Raw genomic sequence first — 19,870 nt, 5'->3', positions numbered from 1 at the left:
GGCGGCTACCACAGCTTCCACCAGGGGTCGTCCTTGCCGCGGAAGCCTTTGGCGACGAACTGGCTGTTCGGGTAGTTCTGCGCCAGCACGCGTTGCGCGTCGTCGCGCAGCTGCGTCAGGCCAAGCTGGTCGTACGAACGCACCATGATGTACAGCGCCTCCTCGAGCGCCGGCACCTCGCGGTAGTCTGCCAGCGCGATCTGGGCCCGGTTGATGGCCGCCAGGTAGGCGCCACGCGAGTAGTAGTAGCGCGCCACGTGAACCTCGTACTGCGCGAGCGAGTTCACGATGTAGTTCATGCGCGCGCGGGCATCGGGCGAGTAGCGAGAGTCCGGGAAGCGCGTGACCAGTTCCTTGAACGCCTCGAACGATTCCTTGGCCGCCCGCTGGTCGCGCTCGGACAGGTCCTGCCGCGTCATCCACGAGAACATGCCGAGGTCGTCGTTGAAATTGATGACGCCCTTCATGTAGAGCGCATAGTCCATCGCCGGGCTGGCCGGGTGCAGCTTCATGAAGCGGTCGAGCGTGGCGATGGCATTGGGCTTTTCGCCGGCCTTGTACTGGGCGTAGGCCTTGTCGAGTTGGGCCTGCTGGGCCAGCGGCGTGCCGGCGGCGCGGCCCTCGAGCTTCTCGAACAGCGGCACGGCCTTGTCGTAGGCGCCTGAATCGGCCTCGTCCTTGGCTTCCGCGTAAATCTTGTTGGGGCTCCAGTTCGCCGTCTTGTCGTCCTCGGTTGTCGAGCAGCCGGCCACCAGCCCTGCCGCGGCCAGAGCCACCATCCAGCCGGGCACCGCCGATAATTTGGCGCGAAACATCACATGAAGCTTTCGTGAAACAGGAGCCTTCAATTATATCGACCGACCCTTTGGACATGACCCTGACGCCAGGAGAGTCGGACGAGGCCGCCGACCTTTCCGACGCCAGCGAAACCCGCGCCTTCACCATCGACGTGCCCCAGCACGGCCAGCGCCTCGACCGGGCCTTGGCCGTGCTGGTGCCCGAGTTCTCGCGCAGCTACCTGCAACAGTTGATCGAGGCTGGCGCGGTCAGCTTGCAGGGCGGGCGGGCGGCCACCAAGCCGTCCATGACGATGCATGCCGGCGAGGCGGGGACGATCGAACTCAAGCCCACGCCGCAAAGCCAGGCCTTCCGTCCCGAGCCGATGGAACTGCGCGTGGTGCACGAGGATGCCCACCTGCGCGTGATCGACAAGCCTGCCGGACTCGTGGTCCATCCCGCGCCGGGGCACTGGAGCGGCACGCTGCTGAACGGCCTGCTGGGCCTCGACCCAAAGGCGGTCCTGCTGCCGCGCGCCGGCATCGTCCACCGGCTTGACCGTGACACCAGCGGCCTCATGGTGGTTGCACGCACCCGCGCCACGATGGACGCCCTGGTCGCCCTGATCGCCGCGCGCGAGGTCACCCGGCAATACATTGCCATGGCCCACCGGCCCTGGGAGGGCGCCGCGGCGCGCCACGTCGATGCGCCGATCGGGCGCGATCCGCGCAATCGCCTGCGCATGGCCGTGGTCGACCTCGAGCGCCATTCCGGAAAGACGGCGCGCACGCTGATCGAGCGGCTCGACAGTGGCGACAAGGGCTGCATCGTCCGTTGCACGCTCGAAACCGGGCGCACGCACCAGATCCGCGTGCACATGGCGTCGATCGGCCATCCGCTGGTGGGAGACGCCACTTACGGCGGCTTGCCGGCTGCGGGCGTCGTACGACAGGCGTTGCATGCCTACCGGCTCGCCTTCGTGCATCCCGCGACGCAGGCCGCCATGACCTTTCACTCGCCATTGCCGCCCGATCTGGCGGCGGGCGCGCACGAATGGGGGCTGGACTACAATCGCGCCTGACGGCCTGCGGGCCGCGCCAGCCACCCGGAGCCGGCCCTGCGTTGCACTTGCCCATGTGCCTGCAACGCCCCACCCGACCTAGATCCCACTGAATGCGCGCCTGCTGGCGCCTTGTCCCGGACAAAAACGCGAACCATGAACACGGCGGATGCCAAGCGCATTCTGGAAACGGCCTTGATCTGTTCAGCCCAACCGCTGCAGGTCCGCGAGTTGCGGGTGCTTTTCGACGACGAACTCGGCGCCGACACCATCAAGTCCCTGCTGCATGACCTGCAACTGGACTGGGCGCAGCGTGGGCTCGAACTGGTGAGCGTGGGCAGCGGCTGGCGCTTCCAGAGCCGCCCCGAACTGCGCGACCACCTGGACCGCCTGCACCCCGAGAAGCCGCCGCGCTACACCCGTGCCGCGCTCGAAACGCTGGCCATCATTGCCTACCGCCAGCCCGTCACGCGCGGCGACATGGAAGACATCCGCGGCGTGACCATCAGCTCGCAAATCCTCAAGCAACTCGAGGACCGAAGCTGGGTCGAGGTCATCGGCCACCGTGAGACTGTCGGGCGCCCGGCGCTCTACGCGACCACGCGCCAGTTCCTCGACGACCTCGGCATTGCCTCGCTCGACCAGTTGCCATTGATCGAATCGCCGGCCCGGCAGGGCGCGCTGGTCGATGCGCTGGCCGCGGCGGCTGCTGCGGAGGCCGTGCAGCCCGACCTGCCGATGGGCGCGCCGGCGTCGAACGGCGATGCCATCGACGAACCTGTGCCCTCGCTGGTCCAAGCCAGTGGCGCGACCGAATCGGTGGCCGCGCCGCTCCCCGATGCCGACGCCGATGGTGCGACGGATCCGGAGACCCCACTGGTCGCCGAAGCCGACGAGCTGGCCGGCACCCATCATCCAGACCCCACCTCGTCCGACTCCGACACCGATCGCGACCCGGCCGACGACCTGACTCCTGCCCCTTCCGGAACCCCATCATGAGCCCCACCGATCCCGACGCACTGATCTTGCCGGTCGAGCCTGCTGCTGAAGACAAGGCGGCCGCGGCGGCAGTCGCGCCCGTGCAGGATGCCGATACTGCCGAGGGTGGCCCCGCCGCGCCGCGCAAGCGTCGCCCACGCGCCCGCAAGGCCGCAGTGCAGGACGCACCGGTGCAGTCGAGCGAATCCGGCGAATCGGCGAGCTCGATGGCGCCCACGGAATTGCCACCTCAAGCGGAGCCCGTCACGCAGGCCGAGCCTGTAGCGCATGACGTGCCGGTTGCTCGGGCCGAGCCCGTTGTGCAAGCCGAGCCAGTCGGGCAGGCCAAGCCCGTCAAGCGGGCCAGGCCCGTCAAGCGGGCCAAGCCCGTTGAACGGGCTGAGCCCGTCGCCCAGGCCGAGTCCTTGACCCCAGCCGAGCCAGTTGCGCAGGCCGAGCCAGTTGCCCGGGCCGAGCCAGTTGCGCAGGCCGAACCAGTTGCCCGGGCCGAGCCGGTTGCCCGGGCCGAGCCAGTTGCGCAGGCCGAGCCCGTTGTCCGGGCCGAGCCAGTTGCCCAGGCCGAGCCAGTTGCGCCAGCCGAGCCGGTTGCCCAGGTCGAACCCGTTGCCCAGGCCGACGCAGACGACAACTACGACGAGGAAGAAGAACCAGACGAAGAGGAAGACGACCTCGACCGCGCCCGACGGCAAGCCGAACGCGAACAGCGCAATGCCCCGCCGCCGCAACCGATCCGCTTTGCCGACGTGGTGTCGGGCCAGTTCGATGCCGACGAAGAGAGCCCGGAAGTGCCGGCCCTCAAGCGCGTGCTGTTGCCCGAAGCCGATTCGCCCAAGCTGCACAAGGTGCTGGCCCAGGCCGGCCTCGGCTCCCGCCTCGAGATGGAGGCGCTGATCCTCCAGGGCCGCATCTCCGTCAACAACGAGCCGGCCCACATCGGCCAGCGGATCCAGTACGGCGACCAGGTCAAGGTCAACGGCAAGCCGATCCGCTACCGCATCGCACCGCCACCGGCACGCGTCATCGCGTACCACAAGCCCGTCGGTGAAGTGGTCACGCACGACGATCCGCAGAACCGCCCGACGGTGTTCCGCAAGCTTCCGCGCCTCCAGCAAGGCAAATGGCAATCGGTCGGCCGGCTCGACCTGAACACCGAAGGCCTGCTGCTGTTCACGAGTTCCGGTGAACTGGCCAACAACCTGATGCACCCGCGCTTCGGTCTGGAGCGCGAATACGCCGTGCGCGTGCTCGGCGCGATCAGCAAGGAAGAGCGCCAGAAACTGCTCGACGGTGTGCGTCTCGACGACGGCATGGCCCAGTTCGGCAGCATCGAGGATGGTGGCGGCGAAGGTTCCAACTGCTGGTACCGCGTGACGATTTCCGAGGGCCGCAACCGCGAAGTGCGCCGCCTGTTCGAATCGGTCGGCCATGCGGTCAGCCGGCTCATCCGCATCCGCTATGGCGCGATGGTGCTGCCGCGCGGCCTCAAGCGCGGCGCCTGGATGGAACTCGACGAACGCGACATCCGTGGCCTGTTCCAGGCAGCGGGCGGTGTCGCCGAGCGCGGCCCGCGTCCGCAGCAGGCGCGCGGTCCGGGCGGTGGCGGACCCGGCGGCGAAGGTGGCAACCGCAACAAGCGCCGCCGTGGCAAGGGCGGCAAGGGCCCGGCCGGCCCGCGTGACGACATGCGCGGCCAACCCAACAACATTCCGAACCCGCTCGGCGACGGTCGCGGGCCCCGGGGCAATCGCGGCAACGCAGGTGGCCAAGGCCAAGGGCAGGGCGGCCAGCGACGTGGTGGCGGTGGCGCCCCGCGTGGACGTGGCGACGGACCACCGACCGGCGCCAACCAGCCGGACCCGATGAAGACCTCGCTCGGCTACATCGGCGCGGACAGTTTCTCCCGCCAGCGCAAGGAACAGCGCCAGGGCCCGCGACGCGGTGGCCCCGGTGGCGGTCCCGGCGGTGGTGGTGGCGGCCAGCGTCGCCGCGGTCGCTGAATTCAGGCGACTGGCAGCGGTCTTTGATGGGTCCGGCTTCGGACCCCAAGTCCGCGCCGGTTAAAATCAAAGGCTTTGTCAATGCAGTGCAACCCTTCGTTGCGCGCTTGATCGAACATTTCAAAAATCCTAATCTCAGGAAGCATCTCAATGGCCATCGAACGCACCCTCTCCATCATCAAGCCCGACGCCGTCGCCAAGAACGTCATCGGCAAGATCGTCTCCCGCTTTGAAGCTGCTGGCCTCAAGATGGTCGCCGGCAAGCTGGTGCACCTGTCGCGCAGCGAAGCCGAGCAGTTCTATGCCGTCCACAGCGCACGTCCTTTCTTCAAGGACCTCGTCGAGTTCATGATCTCGGGCCCGGTGTTCGTGCAAGTGCTCGAAGGCGAAGACGCCATCGTCAAGAACCGCGACCTGATGGGCGCCACCGATCCCAAGAAGGCAGCCGCCGGCACCATCCGCGCCGACTTCGCTGACAGCATCGACGCCAACGCCGTGCACGGCTCCGACGCACCCGAAACCGCGAAGGGCGAAATCGCCTTCTTCTTCGCGGGTCTCAACGTCTACCAGCGCTGATCCATGACCACGGCCAACCTGCTCGAATTTGACCTCGAGGGGCTGGCCGCGTTCTGCGAAAAGCTCGGCGAGAAGAAGTTCCGCGCCACGCAGCTGTTCCGCTGGATCCACCAGCGTGGCGCCAGCGAGTTCGGCCAGATGACCGACCTTGCCAAGTCGCTGCGCGAGAAGCTCGCCGGCACTGCCCGCGTCGAGGCGCTCAAGGTGCTCTCGCAGCACGAATCCGCCGACGGCACCATCAAGTGGCTGTTCGATGTCGGCGATGGCAATGCGGTCGAGGCCGTGTTCATCCCCGAGGACGATCGCGGCACGCTCTGCGTGTCCTCGCAGGCCGGCTGCGCCGTGGGCTGCCGCTTCTGCTCGACGGGCCATCAAGGCTTCAGCCGCAACCTGACGACCGGCGAAATCATCGCCCAACTCTGGTTCGCCGAGCACTTCCTTCGCAAGCACCTGAAGCGTTCCGAGCGCGTCATCTCCAACGTGGTGATGATGGGCATGGGCGAGCCACTGCAGAACTACTCCGCGCTGGTGCCAGCCTTGCGCACCATGCTCGACGACAACGCCTATGGCCTGTCGCGCCGTCGCGTGACGGTGTCGACCTCCGGCGTGGTGCCGATGATGGACCGCCTGGGCCTCGATTGCCCGGTCGCGTTGGCGGTGTCGCTGCATGCGCCCAACGATCCGTTGCGCGACGACCTGGTGCCGCTCAACAAGAAGTACCCGATCGAAGAACTGCTCGATGCCTGCCGCCGCTACCTGGCGCATGCGCCGCGCGACTTCATCACCTTCGAATACTGCATGCTCGACGGCGTCAATGACCAGCCCGAGCATGCGAGGCAACTCATCGGACTCGTGAAGGGCGCACACGGCGTCTCTTGCAAGTTCAACCTGATTCCGTTCAACCCGTTTCCCGCCTCGGGCCTGCTGCGTTCACCGCAGCCGCGCGTGCTGGCGTTCGCGAAGCTGTTGAGCGAGGCCGGCATCGTCACCACCGTGCGCAAGACGCGCGGGGACGACATCGATGCGGCCTGCGGGCAACTGGCCGGCGACGTGAAGGATCGGACGCGCGCTGCCGAACGGATGGCGCAACGCCGCCTTGCGGAACACCCCGTGACGGTGCATCGGCCGCGGCGCGCCGCGGCGAAGCCGGGTGTGCAGGAGCTTGAACCTTGAATCCGCTGTTCACCGTGCCTTCGCCTCGCGGGACCCGCACGTGCCATGACGTCGCCGACTGCGATCGCGCTCGTCGACGAGGCTGCAGGCGCCTTGCACCTGATCGCACGCTGCCGGGCGCAACCTGCCTCACGGCTCGATCGCGCCTGGTTCGCCCCCCTTTGTCCGTTCGTCTTGGCCGGCACACTGATCGCGGCGCCCTCGGGCGCATCCAATTGCCGTTTCAAGGTTGAATCCATGAGCAAAGTCTTTCCGGGCCGGTGGGTACTAGCCCCGTTGTTCGCGGCCACGGTGGTGACGCTGGCCGGCTGCGCGAACAAGGGAATGCCGGCGGCGTCCACGACGACGGCCGCCAGTGGCGCCGAGCTCACGACCGAATCCGACGAGGGCAAGGCGCGCAAGCGTGCGCGCACCCGCCTCGAACTGGCGATCAGCTATTTCGAGGCCGGGCAGACGACGACCGCGCTGGATGAAATCAAGCAATCGCTGGCGGCGGACCCGAACTACGCCGAGGCCTACAACCTGCGCGGCCTGGTGTACATGCGCATGGACGACCCCGGCTTGGCCGAAGACAGCTTCCGGCGCGCCATCGCGATCAATCCGCGCGACGCCAACACTATGCACAACTACGGTTGGCTGCTGTGCCAGCAGAATCGCTTCAACGATGCGATGCAGCAGTTCAATGCCGCGTTGGCTGTGCCCGGCTACATCGACTCATCCAAGACCTTGATGACACAGGGCCTGTGCCAGATTCGCGCGGGCCAGAACGCCGATGCCGAGAAGACCTTGATGAAGGCCTACGAATTCGATGCCGCCAACCCCGTGATCGGCTACAACCTTGCGGCGCTGCTGGCCAAGCGCGAGGACTGGGCCCGTGCCCAGTTCTATGTGCGCCGCGTCAACAACGGCCCTGCGGCCAATGCCGAGACGCTGTGGCTCGGCGTCAAGGTCGAGCGAAAGTTGAACAACCGGGAAGCAGTGAGCCAGTTGGGCGGCCAGTTGCAGACCCGCTTCCCGCAGTCGCGGGAAGCCATTGCGTATGAGCGCGGAAACTTCAATGATTGAACGTGCGAGTCAGTTTGGTACCACGGCCGCCGTGCCGTTGGGAGGCGGCGACAGTTCGCTGATGACCGCCGGCGCGATGTTGCGCCAGGCGCGCGAGGCGCATGGCTTGGACATTGCCGTGGTTGCTGCCGCGCTCAAGGTGCCGGTGCAAAAGCTGGAGGCCCTGGAGGACGACAACATCGGCGCATTGCCCGACCCGGTGTTTGCGCGCGCGCTGGCGGCCAGCGTCTGCCGTGCGCTCAAGGTCGATCCCGCGCCGGTGCTGGCCAAGATCCCTGGCGCCAAGCGGCCGGGACTCGCCGATGCCGACCGCACCATGAGTTCCAACATCCGTTCGGGTGCGCCGCACCAAGGGCGCGCTGGCGGCGTGTCCATGCCGTCCCGTGCCTTGATGGTAGTGGTGGGCTTGCTGTTGGCGGGCGCCGCCTTGATGTTCTGGATTCCGCAATCGGCATTCGACAAGCTGAGCGCTGCGGTCTCGAAAATGAGCGGCCGGTCCGAGACGGCAGCGGTCGAGGCACAACCGGCACCGACCGGCACCGTTGTCGAACCCGTCGCACCCAGCGCTCCCGCTGTGGAACCGATGCCGCCGGCGGCTCCGGTGGTTGCATCTGTTCCGGCGCCGGCGCCGCCTGCGGATTTGGTGCAATTCACCGCCAAGGGCGATTCGTGGGTCACCGTGACCGAATCGGGGGGCAAAGAGTTGCTGCGCCGGATCGTCAAGGCCGGTGAAACGGTGGGCGTGTCGGGTACGCCGCCCCTGAAGGTGATCGTCGGGCGCGCTTCGCAGGTCGACGTGCAAGTGCGAGGCAAGCCCTTCGACACCGCGCCGCTGGCCAAGGCCGGCGGCGTTGCAAGATTCGAGGTCAAGCCGTGAATGATCTGATCGTCCCTCCCTGCCTGCCGATCGAACCGGCATCGCCACGGGCGCGCAACTCGCGCCAAGCCAGTGTGGTATGGGGGGCTCGCACGGTGACCGTCGGCGGCGACGCACCTGTGCGCGTGCAGTCGATGACCAACACGGACACGGTCGACGCCATCGGCACGGCCATCCAGGTCAAGGAACTGGCGCTGGCGGGTTCCGAGATGGTGCGCATCACCGTCAACACGCCCGAGGCGGCGGAGCAGGTGCCCTACATCCGCGAGCAGCTCGACCGCATGGGCGTCGACGTGCCGCTGATCGGCGACTTCCACTACAACGGCCACCGCCTGCTGACCGACTATCCGGCCTGCGCCGAAGCGCTCAGCAAGTACCGCATCAACCCCGGAAACGTGGGCAAGGGCGACAAGAAGGACAAGCAGTTCGGCCAGATGATCGAGGCCGCGATGCGCTGGAACAAGCCGGTGCGCATCGGCGTGAACTGGGGCAGCCTGGACCAGGAACTGCTCGCCAGCCTCATGGACACCAACAGCCAGCGCGCCGAGCCCTGGGATGCCAAGTCGGTGATGTACGAGGCGCTGGTTACCTCGGCGATCGATTCGGCGAAGCTGGCCGAGTCGATGGGCATGAATGGCAACCAGATCATCCTGAGCTGCAAGGTGAGCGGCGTGCAGGACCTGATCTCGGTCTACCGCGAACTGGCCAAGCGCTGCGACTACACGCTGCACCTGGGCTTGACCGAGGCCGGCATGGGCACCAAGGGCACGGTGGCTTCGGCCACGGCACTCTCGATCCTGCTGCAGGAGGGCATCGGCGACACCATCCGCGTGTCGCTCACGCCGCAGCCGGGCGAATCGCGCACGCAGGAAGTGCTGATCGCCAATGAGATCCTGCAGGCCCTCGGCTTGCGCGTATTCGTGCCCAGCGTCACGGCCTGCCCGGGCTGTGGCCGCACCACCAGCACGACCTTCCAGGAACTGGCCAAGCAGATCGACGACTACCTGCGCCAGCAGATGCCGGTCTGGCGCAACAAGTACCCTGGCGTCGAGAACATGAAGGTGGCCGTGATGGGCTGCATCGTCAACGGTCCCGGTGAGAGCAAGCATGCCGACATCGGCATCAGCCTGCCGGGCACCGGCGAGTCGCCGGCCGCGCCCGTCTTCATCGACGGCCAGAAAGCCCTGACGCTGCGCGGCGACAACATCGCGAACGAGTTCCACCAGCTCGTCGAAAACTACATCAAGAAGCGCTTCGGCCAGCCGGCCGTCGTTGCCTGACATCCAGGACCCATGGCTGAAAAACTGAATGCCGTCAAAGGCATGAACGACATATTGCCGGGCAGCGTGACCCGCAAGGACAAGCTGCCGGATTCGCAGCTCTGGCTGTGGTTCGAGAACACGCTGCGCTCGGTGCTGGGCCGCTACGGCTACCAGTACATGCTGACGCCGATCGTCGAGCCCACGGCGCTGTTCGTGCGGGGCCTGGGTGAGGTGACGGACATCGTCGAAAAGGAGATGTATTCCTTCACAGATTCGATGAACGGCGACAAGCTCACGCTGCGTCCCGAAGCTACCGCCGGCATCGTGCGCGCGATGGTCGAGCACAACGCGCTCTACAACGGGCCGTTGCGCCTGTGGACCCTCGGCCCGATGTTCCGCCACGAGCGCCCGCAAAAGGGGCGCTACCGCCAGTTCAACCAACTCGACGTCGAGGCCCTGGGCTTTGCCGGGCCGGATGTGGATGCCGAACTGATCCTGATGCTGCGCCGGCTCTGGAGGGAGCTGGGCCTGGTCGAAGGCGAGCATGTGCGCCTGGAACTCAACAGCCTGGGCCAGCCCGCTGAGCGTGCGGCCCATCGCGCCGCATTGATTGCGTACTTCGAGTCGCATGCAGAACAGCTCGACGAAGATTCCAAGCGCCGCTTGCTGACCAATCCGCTGCGCATCCTCGACAGCAAGAATCCGTCGATGCAGGCGCTGATCGATGCAGCGCCACAGCTGATGAGCTTCCTCGGTGAAGAGACCCTGGCGCACTTCAACGCCGTGCGTGCGGTTCTCGACGAGGCCGGCCTGGCCTACCGCGTCAACACCCGCCTGGTGCGCGGCATGGACTACTACAACCTGACCGTGTTCGAGTGGGTGACCGACCAGCTCGGCTCGCAGGGCACCGTGTGCGGTGGTGGCCGCTATGACGGCCTGTTCGAGCAATTGGGCGGCAAGCCCACGCCGGCCGTGGGCTTTGGCCTGGGTGTCGAGCGGCTGCTGTTGCTGATCGATACCCTGGGCTTGCCTGTGCCTTCCGCTGCGCCGCAGGTCTACGCGGTGGTTCCCGACCCGAGCCTGAGCCCCAAGGTGCAAGTGACCCTGGAAGCTCTGCGTTCTGCCGGCCTCACCGTGCAGATGCACGCGGGCGGCGGCAGCCTCAAGTCGCAGCTCAAGAAGGCAGACGCCAGCGGCGCGCGCCACGCATTGATCTTCGGTGGCGATGAACTGGCCCGCGGCGAAGTCTCGGTCAAGTCGCTGCGCGATGGCGATGGCGGCCAAGTCGCGCGCACCCTCTCCGAGGTGGCCCAATGGGCCGCCACCCTACAATCCCCGGCTCCCTCACATTGATCCGCATGGCACAACCTCTAGACCTCCAGGAACAGGAACAACTCGACCAGATCAAGCATTTCTGGAAGACCTGGGGCAACCTCATCACCTCGGTGCTGCTCGTGGCCGCGCTCGCCTTTGCCGGCTGGAACGGCTGGCAGTACTACCAGCGCAACCAGGCGGCGCAGGCCGCCGCCCTGTACGACACGCTGGAGCGCAGCGTCGAGGCCGGCGACCCGGCCATCGTCGAGCGCACGCTGGGCGAGATGAAGGACCGCTTCGGTTCCACGCCGTATGCCCAGCAAGCCGGCTTGCTCGCTGCCAAGGCCTTGCACGACAAGGGCAACGCCGAGGCCTCGCGCGCCGCGTTGACTTGGGTGGCCGAGAAGGCCGTCGACCCCGGCTACCAGGCCGTGGCACGCCTGCGGCTTGCGGCCGAACTGCTCGACAGCAAGTCCTACGACGACGCGCTGAAGCAACTCGCCGGTACCTTCCCCAAGGAATACGAAGCGCTCGCTGCGGACCGCAAGGGCGACATCTACATGGCCCAGGGCAAGCGCGACGAGGCCCGCGCCGAATACCAGAAGGCATGGACCGCGCTGGAGCCACGCAACGATTACCGGCGCATGGTCGAGATCAAGCTCAATGCGGTCGGCGTCGACCCGCAATCCCTGAAGCCTGCAGCCTCCAAACAATCCTGATCGAAACATGAATCTCAAGCGTCTCCTGCCTGCAGCACCCGTTCTTCGCACCGGGTTGGCGATGGTCCTGGTCGCGGCTTTGGCGGCATGCTCCAGCACGAGCAAGCCCAAGCCGCCGGAACTGCCGGCCAATGTGGTGGTGCTCGGGGTGCGCCAGGCCTGGAACGTGAAGATCCCGCAGGTCGCCTTCCCCTTGCAGTCCAACGTGAGCGGCGACATGGTCACGGTGGCCAGCGCCGACGGCACGGTGGTGGCCATCGATGCGCGCACCGGCACCGAAGCCTGGCGCGCCAGCGCGGGCGCGCCGCTCACCGCGGGTGTCGGCAGCGATGGCTCGATGGCCGCCGTGGTGACCAACAAGAACGAACTCGTCGTCATGGAAGGCGGCAAGATCCTGTGGCGCGAGCAACTCGCGGCAGAAACCTATACCGCGCCGCTGGTGGCGGGGCGACGCGTCTTCGTCCAGACCGCTGACCGTGCCACCAGTGCGTACGACGGCGGGAGCGGGCGCCGCCTCTGGATCCAGCAACGTACCCCCGAGGCCCTGGTGCTGAAGAAGCCCGGCGTGTTGCTCGCGGTGGGCGATACGCTGCTGACAGGTGTCGGTGGCCGCTTGGTGGGAATGAACCCCGGCAACGGTTCCTCGCGCTGGGAAGCACCCATCGCAGCGCCTCGGGGCACCAATGACGTCGAGCGACTGGTTGACTTGACCGGCAGCGTCAGCCGCGTCGGCGACAGCGTCTGCGCGCGCGCCTACTACACCAATGTCGGTTGCGTCGATGCCGTGCGTGGCGGCCTGCTGTGGAGCAAGCCGGCGGTCAGCGCCGAGGGCCTCAGTGGCGACGGGCAGTTCGTGGTCGGCACCGAGTCCGACGGCAACCTGGTCGCATGGCGCCGTGCCGATGGTGAGCGCGCCTGGCAGTCGGACCGGCTCAAGCACCGAGACCTCACGGCGCCGCTGGTGGTCGGCCGCTCGATCGTCATCGGCGACCGCACGGGCCTGCTGCATTTCGTCTCGCGCGAAGACGGCGCCCCGCTCAACCGCCTGACGGTCGATGGCTCGGCCATCGCCGCCACGCCGGTGGTCGCCGCCAACACGGTGGTCGTCGTCACGCGCAACGGTGGCGTGTTCGGCTTCCGCCCTGAATGACCCACCCCATCTTGAAAGACCGACCTTGAAGCCAGCAGTGATGAGGGCCCGGCCATGAAGCCGGTACTGGCGCTGGTCGGGCGGCCCAACGTCGGCAAGTCGACGCTGTTCAACCGGTTGACCCAGACCCGCGATGCGATCGTTGCCGACTTCGCCGGCTTGACGCGCGACCGCCACTACGGCAACGGGCGCCTGGGCAAGCACGAGTTCATCGTGATCGACACCGGAGGCTTCGAACCCGACGCCGGCAGCGGCATCTTCAAGGAGATGGCGAAGCAGACGCGGCAGGCCGTGGCCGAGGCCGGCGTGGTCATCTTCGTCGTCGATGCACGCGAAGGCCTTTCGGCGCAGGACCATGACATCGCGCGCGAATTGCGCCGGCTCGGCAAGCCGACGGTGCTCGTGGCCAACAAGGCCGAGGGCATGCAGGACGGCACCAAGCTGGTCGACTTCTACGAGCTCGGCCTGGGCGATGTGCATGGCGTCTCCGCGGCGCACGGACAGGGCATGCGCGACCTGATCGAACTGGCGCTGGAGCCGCTGAACCTGGCCGAACCCGAGGAAGAGGAAGATGACGGCGAAGCCAAGCCCATCAAGCTCGCCGTGGCGGGGCGCCCCAACGTCGGCAAGTCGACGCTGATCAACACATGGCTCGGCGAGGAGCGCCTAGTGGCGTTCGACATGCCCGGCACGACCCGCGACGCGATCTCGGTGCCTTTCGAGCGCAACGGCCAGCGATTCGAACTCATCGACACGGCCGGGTTGCGACGCAAGGGCAAAGTGTTCCAGGCGATCGAGAAGTTCTCTGTGGTCAAGACGCTGCAGGCCATCGAATCATCCAACGTCGTGCTGCTGCTGCTGGATGCGACGCAGGGCGTGACGGACCAGGACGCGCACATCGCCGGCTACATCCTCGAATCTGGCCGTGCGGTGGTCATTGCCATCAACAAGTGGGATGCCGTCGACAGCTACCAGCGCGAGCAGATCCAGCGGCAGATCGAGACCCGCCTGCCGTTCCTGAAGTTCGCCGCCTTGCACTTCATCTCGGCCATCAAGCGGCAGGGCCTGGGCCCGGTCTGGCAGTCGATCGCGCAGGCGCATAAGTCGGCCACCCGCAAGATGTCCACGCCGGTACTCACGCGCCTGCTGTTGGAGGCCGTGCAGTTCCAGGCGCCGCAGCGCGCCGGCATGTTCCGCCCCAAGATGCGATATGCCCACCAGGGCGGCATGAACCCGCCGGTGATCGTGATCCACGGCAACTCGCTGGAACACGTCACGGATTCGTACAAACGTTTCCTCGAAGCGAGGTTTCGCAAGGAGTTTGATCTCGTTGGGACACCAATGCGAATCGAGTTCAAGACCTCGACCAATCCGTACGCCGATAAATCGGGACAGTGAACTCCCTATTGGTGCACTTTTGACTGCTAAAGACAACAGTTCCGCTGTCCAGAGGCGAAAGTTGAGTCGGATAGAAGAAGTTATTTTTCCAGGGCATTGGCAACCGTTGCTGCAGCGCGGAAACGCTGTGTTAAGGTCGTCGCTCCTATAACTCTTCCTTGAACACGGAGAATATCGTGAGCAACAAAGGGCAACTTTTGCAAGACCCGTTCCTGAACACTTTGCGTCGGGAGCATGTGCCGGTTTCCATCTACTTGGTGAACGGCATCAAGCTACAGGGTCAGATCGAGTCTTTCGATCAGTACGTCGTGCTGCTGCGCAACACTGTTACTCAAATGGTGTACAAGCATGCAATTTCCACGATCGTTCCAGGTCGCGCGGTGAATTTTTCGGCCGCCGAGAGCGACGACTCGGGTTCTTGAGCGTTATCTCCGACGCGGCGGCCATGCCCGCCGCGCTTTCCCTGATCGGTACGGTTCCGTTTGTCTGAACTGATTTCAACCCAGGAAGGCGCCGCCGTTCTCGTCGGCGTCGACTTCGGTTTGCCTCACTTCGACAGCGGACTGGAGGAACTCGGCTTGCTCGCGCAAACCGCGGGCCTCCAGCCTGTGGCGCGCGTTGTGTGCAAGCGCAAGGCGCCCGACGCCGCCCTGTTCGTGGGCAGCGGCAAGGCTGGCGAGATCAAGGAGCTGGCCTTGATGCATCGCGCGAGCGAGGTCATCTTCGACCAAGCCTTGAGTCCGGCGCAGCAGCGCAACCTCGAGCGCCAGCTCGATCTTGCGGTGTACGACCGGACTTTTCTCATTCTTGAGATCTTCGCGCAGCGTGCACGCTCGCACGAAGGCAAGTTGCAGGTCGAACTCGCGCGCCTGCAGTACCTCAGCACACGACTCGTTCGCAGGTGGTCCCACCTGGAGCGCCAGACCGGCGGGGCAGGCGTTCGCGGCGGCCCCGGTGAAAAGCAGATCGAACTCGACCGCCGCATGATCAGCGAGTCGATCAAGCGGACGCGCGAGCGCCTGGCCAAGGTACATAAGCAACGCGGCACGCAGCGCCGGCAGCGCGAGCGGCGCGAGACCTTCAACATCTCCCTGGTCGGCTACACCAATGCCGGCAAGTCGTCGCTCTTCAATGCGCTGGTCAAGGCTCGCGCCTATGCGGCCGACCAGTTGTTCGCGACGCTCGACACCACCACGCGTAACCTGTACCTGGGCGATGCGCGGCGGCAGGTTTCGATTTCCGACACGGTGGGTTTCATCCGTGCACTACCGCACGGATTGGTCGACGCGTTCAAGGCCACATTGCAGGAAGCCGTCGACGCGGACTTGTTGCTGCACGTTGTCGATGCGTCGAACCCGCATCATCCCGAGCAGATGGCAGAGGTGCAGCGGGTGCTCGCGGAAATCGGCGCGGGCCATATTCCGCAGTTGCTTGTGTTCAACAAGCTCGACGCCCTTGAAAGTGAGCAACAGCCGCTTCATCTGCAGGACGAGATCGAGGTTGACGGCGTCCAGGTTCCGCGCATTTTCGTCAGTGCCCATTCGGGGCAGGGGGTGCCGGCACTGCGGGCCGAACTGGCCTCGCGTTCCGGCTCCGCGAGTGCCGCGGCCATGACCTTAGACGCCGACGCTGAATTGCACGATGCAGCAAGTTGATTGGGCACAATCCCGCCTCTGACGAGATAACAAGCAAAACGAATGAATGCAAAGCCAGTGTGGAGTCGTCTTCAGGGCATGTTCAACCTGAACGACGGTCGATGGGGACGGGGCGACGAGCCCTCGTCCAATGGGGAGCAGCGACCGTCCGGTAATCGGCCCGACAGCGAACCACCCGCAACGCCACCGCCTCCGCCGCCCCCGCGGCCCAGCCCGCCGCGTGGGCAGGGTCCGAACCAAGGGCCGCCGGACCTCGACGAACTCTGGCGTGATTTCAACCGCAAGCTCGGTGGGCTGTTCGGTAGCAGCCGCGGCGGCGGCAACGGCCAGCGTCCAAATGGGGGCGGCAATGGCAACGGCAACGGTGGCGGGTTCAAGCCCGACATGAAGAACGCCGGTTTCGGCCTGGGGCTCGTGGGTGCGGTAGCGGTGTTGATCTGGCTCGGCACGGGCTTCTTCATCGTCAACGAAGGCCAGCAGGCCGTGATCACCCAGTTCGGCAGCTACAAGAGCACGGTGGGTGCCGGCTTCAACTGGCGCCTCCCATACCCGATCCAGCGTCACGAGATCGTGGTCGTGACGCAGATTCGCTCGGCCGACGTGGGGCGCGACAGCATCGTGCGTTCCACCGGCCTGCGCGAGTCGGCCATGCTGACCGAGGACGAGAACATCGTCGAGATCAAGTTCGCCGTGCAATACCGCTTGAGCGATGCGCGGCAGTACCTGTTCGAGAGCAAGTCGCCTGGCGAGACCGTGGTGCAGGTGGCCGAGACCGCGGTGCGCGAAGTCGTCGGCAAGATGAAGATGGACAAGGCGCTGGCCGAGGAGCGCGACCAGATTGCGCCGCGTGTGCGAACGCTGATGCAAACCATCCTCGACCGCTACAAGGTCGGCGTGGAAGTCGTCGGCATCAACCTGCAGCAGGGCGGCGTGCGTCCGCCCGAGCAGGTGCAGGCTGCATTCGACGATGTGTTGAAGGCCGGCCAGGAACGCGAGCGCACGAAGAACGAGGCGCAGGCCTATGCCAACGACGTGATCCCCAGGGCGACCGGCACCGCGTCACGCCTGAAGGAGGAGTCCGAAGCGTACAAGGCGCGCATCGTGGCGCAGGCGCAAGGTGATGCCGGGCGCTTCAGCCAGGTGCTGGCCGAGTACCAGAAGGCCCCGCAGGTCACGCGCGACCGCATGTACATCGACGCCATGCAGCAGATCTACGCCAGCACGACCAAGGTGCTGATCGACTCCAGGCAAGGCTCCAACCTGCTTTACCTGCCGCTCGACAAGCTCATGCAGATGAGCGCGCAAGCCGGCGCTGCCACGCCGACGCCATCTGATGCAGCCAGCCCGAATGTGGCCGGCACCGCGCCGACCCAGTCCTCGGTGATTCCGGTGACACCGACGACGGGCGCCGAGACGCGCGCCCGTGAAGGCCGTTCGCGTGATCGCGACGCCCGCTGAGGAAACGTTGACATGAACAGAATCGGATTTATCGCAACGTCGATCCTGGTGGCGCTTGCGCTGCTGAGTTCCACGCTCTTCGTCGTCGACCAGCGCCAGTTCGGCGTGGTCTACCAACTCGGCCAGATCAAGAACGTGATCACCGAACCGGGCCTCAACTTCAAGATGCCGCCGCCGTTCCAGAACGTGTCGTACATCGACAAGCGCCTGCTGATGCTGTCGAGCGTGGACACCGAGCCGATGCTCACGGCCGAGAAGCAGCGCGTGGTGATCGACTGGTATGTGCGCTGGCGTATCTCCAACCCGTCGGAGTACATCCGCAACGTGGGGCTGGACGAGAACGCCGGCGCCATGCAACTCAACCGCGTGGTGCGCAATGCGTTCCAGGAGAACATCAACAAGTACACGGTGCGCCAGTTGATCTCGGCCACCCGCGAAGAGTTGATGACTAACGTGCAGCGCGAGGTGCTGGCCGTGGTGAAGGGTGCGAAGCCCTGGGGCGTGGATGTGGTCGACGTGCGCATCACGCGCGTGGACTATGTGGAGGCCATCACCGAGTCGGTCTATCGCCGCATGGAGGCCGAGCGCAAGCGCGTGGCGAATGAACTGCGTTCCACCGGCTTTGCCGAAGGCGAGAAGATCCGTGCCGACGCCGATCGCCAACGCGAAGTGACCGTGGCGAATGCCTATCGCGATGCGCAGAAGATCAAGGGCGACGGCGATGCGCAGGCCGCCGGTATCTATGCCGATGCCTTCGGCCGGGATCCGCAGTTCGCGCAGTTCTATCGCAGCCTCGATGCTTACAAGCAGAGTTTCAACAAGAAGAACGATGTGATGGTGGTTGACCCTGCATCGAGCGACTTCTTCCGCGCGATGCGTGGTTCTGGCGCCGGTGCGGGTGCTGCATCGGCCGCTGCCGTGCCGCCGGCTGCGCGGCGCTGACAGAAGGGGTCGTCGCGGTGAGCTCCGACGTCTTCTGGAGCGCGCTGGCGCTGGTGCTGGTGATCGAGGGTGCAATGCCCTTCCTGTCGCCCGGCACCTGGCGCAAGGGCTTCATCCAGTTGCTCCAGTTGCGCGACGGGCAGCTTCGGTTCTTCGGACTTTGCAGCATCCTGCTCGGCGTACTACTGCTGTGGGTTGCAAACTGAGGCTCTGAACTCGGTCGTCGGGAGGCTGCTGCGGGGCCGGTAGAATTCACGTTTAACCCACGCCTCCTTTTCCCATGTCCGCTTGGGTCCTCCCGGATCACATTGCCGATGTGCTGCCTTCCGAAGCGCGCCACATCGAAGAACTTCGTCGTCAGCTGCTCGACACCGCCCGTGGCTATGGCTACGAGCTGGTCATGCCGCCGATGCTCGAGCACCTCGAATCGCTGCTCTCGGGCACCGGCGAGGCGCTTGGCCTCCAGACTTTCAAGCTCGTCGACCAACTCTCCGGTCGTAGCATGGGCCTGCGCGCCGACACCACGCCGCAGGTTGCGCGCATCGACGCGCACCTGCTGAACCGCCAAGGCGTTGCGCGGCTGTGCTACTGCGGCCCGGTCGTCCACGTGCGACCCGATCGTCCGCATGCCACGCGCGAGCCGCTGCAGTTCGGCGCCGAGATCTACGGGCATGCCGGCCTGGAGGCCGATACCGAGTCGCTCGTGCTCGCGCTCGATTGCCTGCATGCGGCCGGCATCAAGGACAAGGTGCTGGTCGACATGGCCGATGCGCGCATCGTGCGTTCGCTGTTTGCGGGTGTGCCGGTCGATGCCGCTGTGCTGGCCCGCGTGCATGCGGCGCTGGCGACCAAGGACGGCAGCGAACTCCGTACGCTGACGCGCGACTTTCCCGCGGCTTCGCGCGATGGTCTGCTGGCGCTGGTGCAGTTGTACGGCGACGCCAAGGTGCTCGACGAAGCCGAGCGCGCCTTGCCTGGCACCTCTACCGTCCGGCAGGCGCTGGCCGACTTGCGTCAACTCGCGCAACGGCTCAGCGGCAGCGCCAACGTGAGCTTCGATTTGTCCGACTTGCGCGGCTACGCCTACTACAGCGGCATGCGCTTCGGCATCTACGTGAATGGCGCGGCCGATGCGCTGGTGCGCGGCGGCCGCTATGACGAAGTCGGTGCGGTGTTCGGTCGCAACCGTCCTGCCGTCGGCTTCAGCCTGGACCTGCGCGAGCTGGTCGAGGTGCTGCCCGCGCGTCCGTTGCGCGCGGCCGTACGCGCACCGTGGAGCGATGCTTCGGGCTTGCGCGCCGCCATTGCCGCGCTGCGCCGCAGCGGCGAAACCGTGGTCTGCGTGCTGCCCGGCCACGAGAGCGAAATCGACGAATTCCACTGTGACCGCGAGCTCGTCGAGCGAGGCGGGCAGTGGACAGTGCAATCCATCTGAATCTGTTTTTGAG

The 19,870-nt window shown here is 66.0% G+C and carries 19 protein-coding genes; 18 read left to right on the top strand and 1 reads right to left on the bottom strand.

From position 1 onward, the window contains the following. Positions 1 to 5 precede the first annotated feature (5 nt). Positions 6 to 815: an outer membrane protein assembly factor BamD gene (locus WKW82_RS32890; RefSeq protein ID WP_340347119.1), complete on the bottom strand. Its 810-nt coding sequence runs from the start codon at positions 813 to 815 to the stop codon at positions 6 to 8. A 56-nt stretch (positions 816 to 871) separates the two neighbouring features. On the opposite strand from WKW82_RS32890, the gene WKW82_RS32885 reads away from it, so the two are divergent. The 18 genes from WKW82_RS32885 (at position 872) to WKW82_RS32800 (ending at position 19,857) form a co-directional block, all read left to right on the top strand. Continuing rightward, on the top strand, positions 872 to 1,858 hold the full coding sequence (locus tag WKW82_RS32885) for an RluA family pseudouridine synthase (RefSeq protein ID WP_340347118.1): 987 nt from the start codon (positions 872 to 874) through the stop codon (positions 1,856 to 1,858). A gap of 135 nt (positions 1,859 to 1,993) precedes the next feature. Further along, complete coding sequence (gene scpB, locus WKW82_RS32880; RefSeq protein WP_340347116.1) at positions 1,994 to 2,836, top strand: SMC-Scp complex subunit ScpB; 843 nt, start codon at positions 1,994 to 1,996, stop codon at positions 2,834 to 2,836. Between the two features lie 206 nt (positions 2,837 to 3,042). Beyond that, the gene (locus tag WKW82_RS32875) at positions 3,043 to 4,833 is read left to right on the top strand and encodes a pseudouridine synthase (protein WP_422823650.1); all 1,791 of its coding nucleotides are present in this window, start codon (positions 3,043 to 3,045) and stop codon (positions 4,831 to 4,833) included. A gap of 150 nt (positions 4,834 to 4,983) precedes the next feature. Beyond that, entirely contained in the window at positions 4,984 to 5,409 is a 426-nt protein-coding gene (gene ndk / locus WKW82_RS32870; protein ID WP_340338765.1) for a nucleoside-diphosphate kinase, read from the top strand. Positions 5,410 to 5,412: 3 nt separating this feature from the next. Next, positions 5,413 to 6,582: a dual-specificity RNA methyltransferase RlmN gene (gene rlmN, locus WKW82_RS32865; protein ID WP_340347113.1), complete on the top strand. Its 1,170-nt coding sequence runs from the start codon at positions 5,413 to 5,415 to the stop codon at positions 6,580 to 6,582. 237 nt (positions 6,583 to 6,819) lie between these two features. Continuing rightward, positions 6,820 to 7,647: a type IV pilus biogenesis/stability protein PilW gene (gene pilW / locus WKW82_RS32860; protein WP_340347112.1), complete on the top strand. Its 828-nt coding sequence runs from the start codon at positions 6,820 to 6,822 to the stop codon at positions 7,645 to 7,647. Beyond that, complete coding sequence (locus WKW82_RS32855; RefSeq protein WP_340347111.1) at positions 7,640 to 8,524, top strand: helix-turn-helix domain-containing protein; 885 nt, start codon at positions 7,640 to 7,642, stop codon at positions 8,522 to 8,524. The genes pilW and WKW82_RS32855 overlap by 8 nt, the downstream gene beginning before the upstream one ends. A gap of 5 nt (positions 8,525 to 8,529) precedes the next feature. Beyond that, a complete protein-coding gene (gene ispG / locus WKW82_RS32850; RefSeq protein ID WP_340347170.1) occupies positions 8,530 to 9,804 on the top strand; it encodes a flavodoxin-dependent (E)-4-hydroxy-3-methylbut-2-enyl-diphosphate synthase in 1,275 nt (424 codons plus the stop codon). A 12-nt stretch (positions 9,805 to 9,816) separates the two neighbouring features. Continuing rightward, entirely contained in the window at positions 9,817 to 11,139 is a 1,323-nt protein-coding gene (gene hisS, locus WKW82_RS32845; protein WP_340347110.1) for a histidine--tRNA ligase, read from the top strand. Between the two features lie 5 nt (positions 11,140 to 11,144). Next, complete coding sequence (locus WKW82_RS32840) at positions 11,145 to 11,819, top strand: YfgM family protein (protein WP_340347109.1); 675 nt, start codon at positions 11,145 to 11,147, stop codon at positions 11,817 to 11,819. 7 nt (positions 11,820 to 11,826) lie between these two features. Next, positions 11,827 to 12,969 carry an outer membrane protein assembly factor BamB gene (bamB, locus tag WKW82_RS32835; protein WP_340347108.1) on the top strand — a complete coding sequence of 381 codons (1,143 nt, stop codon included), beginning with the start codon at positions 11,827 to 11,829 and terminating at the stop codon, positions 12,967 to 12,969. Positions 12,970 to 13,023: 54 nt separating this feature from the next. Continuing rightward, entirely contained in the window at positions 13,024 to 14,367 is a 1,344-nt protein-coding gene (gene der, locus WKW82_RS32830; RefSeq protein ID WP_340347106.1) for a ribosome biogenesis GTPase Der, read from the top strand. A gap of 176 nt (positions 14,368 to 14,543) precedes the next feature. Beyond that, on the top strand, positions 14,544 to 14,789 hold the full coding sequence (hfq, locus tag WKW82_RS32825) for an RNA chaperone Hfq (protein ID WP_340338774.1): 246 nt from the start codon (positions 14,544 to 14,546) through the stop codon (positions 14,787 to 14,789). Positions 14,790 to 14,849: 60 nt separating this feature from the next. Next, positions 14,850 to 16,022: a GTPase HflX gene (hflX, locus tag WKW82_RS32820; protein ID WP_340347105.1), complete on the top strand. Its 1,173-nt coding sequence runs from the start codon at positions 14,850 to 14,852 to the stop codon at positions 16,020 to 16,022. Between the two features lie 78 nt (positions 16,023 to 16,100). After that, complete coding sequence (hflK, locus tag WKW82_RS32815; protein WP_340347168.1) at positions 16,101 to 17,480, top strand: FtsH protease activity modulator HflK; 1,380 nt, start codon at positions 16,101 to 16,103, stop codon at positions 17,478 to 17,480. A 12-nt stretch (positions 17,481 to 17,492) separates the two neighbouring features. Continuing rightward, positions 17,493 to 18,422, top strand: a complete 930-nt coding sequence (gene hflC, locus WKW82_RS32810; protein WP_340347104.1) for a protease modulator HflC — start codon at positions 17,493 to 17,495, stop codon at positions 18,420 to 18,422. Between the two features lie 17 nt (positions 18,423 to 18,439). Then, positions 18,440 to 18,628: a DUF2065 domain-containing protein gene (locus WKW82_RS32805; RefSeq protein WP_340338777.1), complete on the top strand. Its 189-nt coding sequence runs from the start codon at positions 18,440 to 18,442 to the stop codon at positions 18,626 to 18,628. A gap of 74 nt (positions 18,629 to 18,702) precedes the next feature. Continuing rightward, entirely contained in the window at positions 18,703 to 19,857 is a 1,155-nt protein-coding gene (locus tag WKW82_RS32800) for an ATP phosphoribosyltransferase regulatory subunit (protein WP_340347103.1), read from the top strand. Positions 19,858 to 19,870 lie beyond the last annotated feature (13 nt).

This window comes from Variovorax rhizosphaerae (assembly GCF_037889975.1).
GTDB lineage: Bacteria > Pseudomonadota > Gammaproteobacteria > Burkholderiales > Burkholderiaceae_C > Variovorax > Variovorax rhizosphaerae.
The sequence above is the reverse complement of the archived record's forward strand: the minus strand, read 5'-3'. Positions and strand labels throughout refer to the sequence as shown.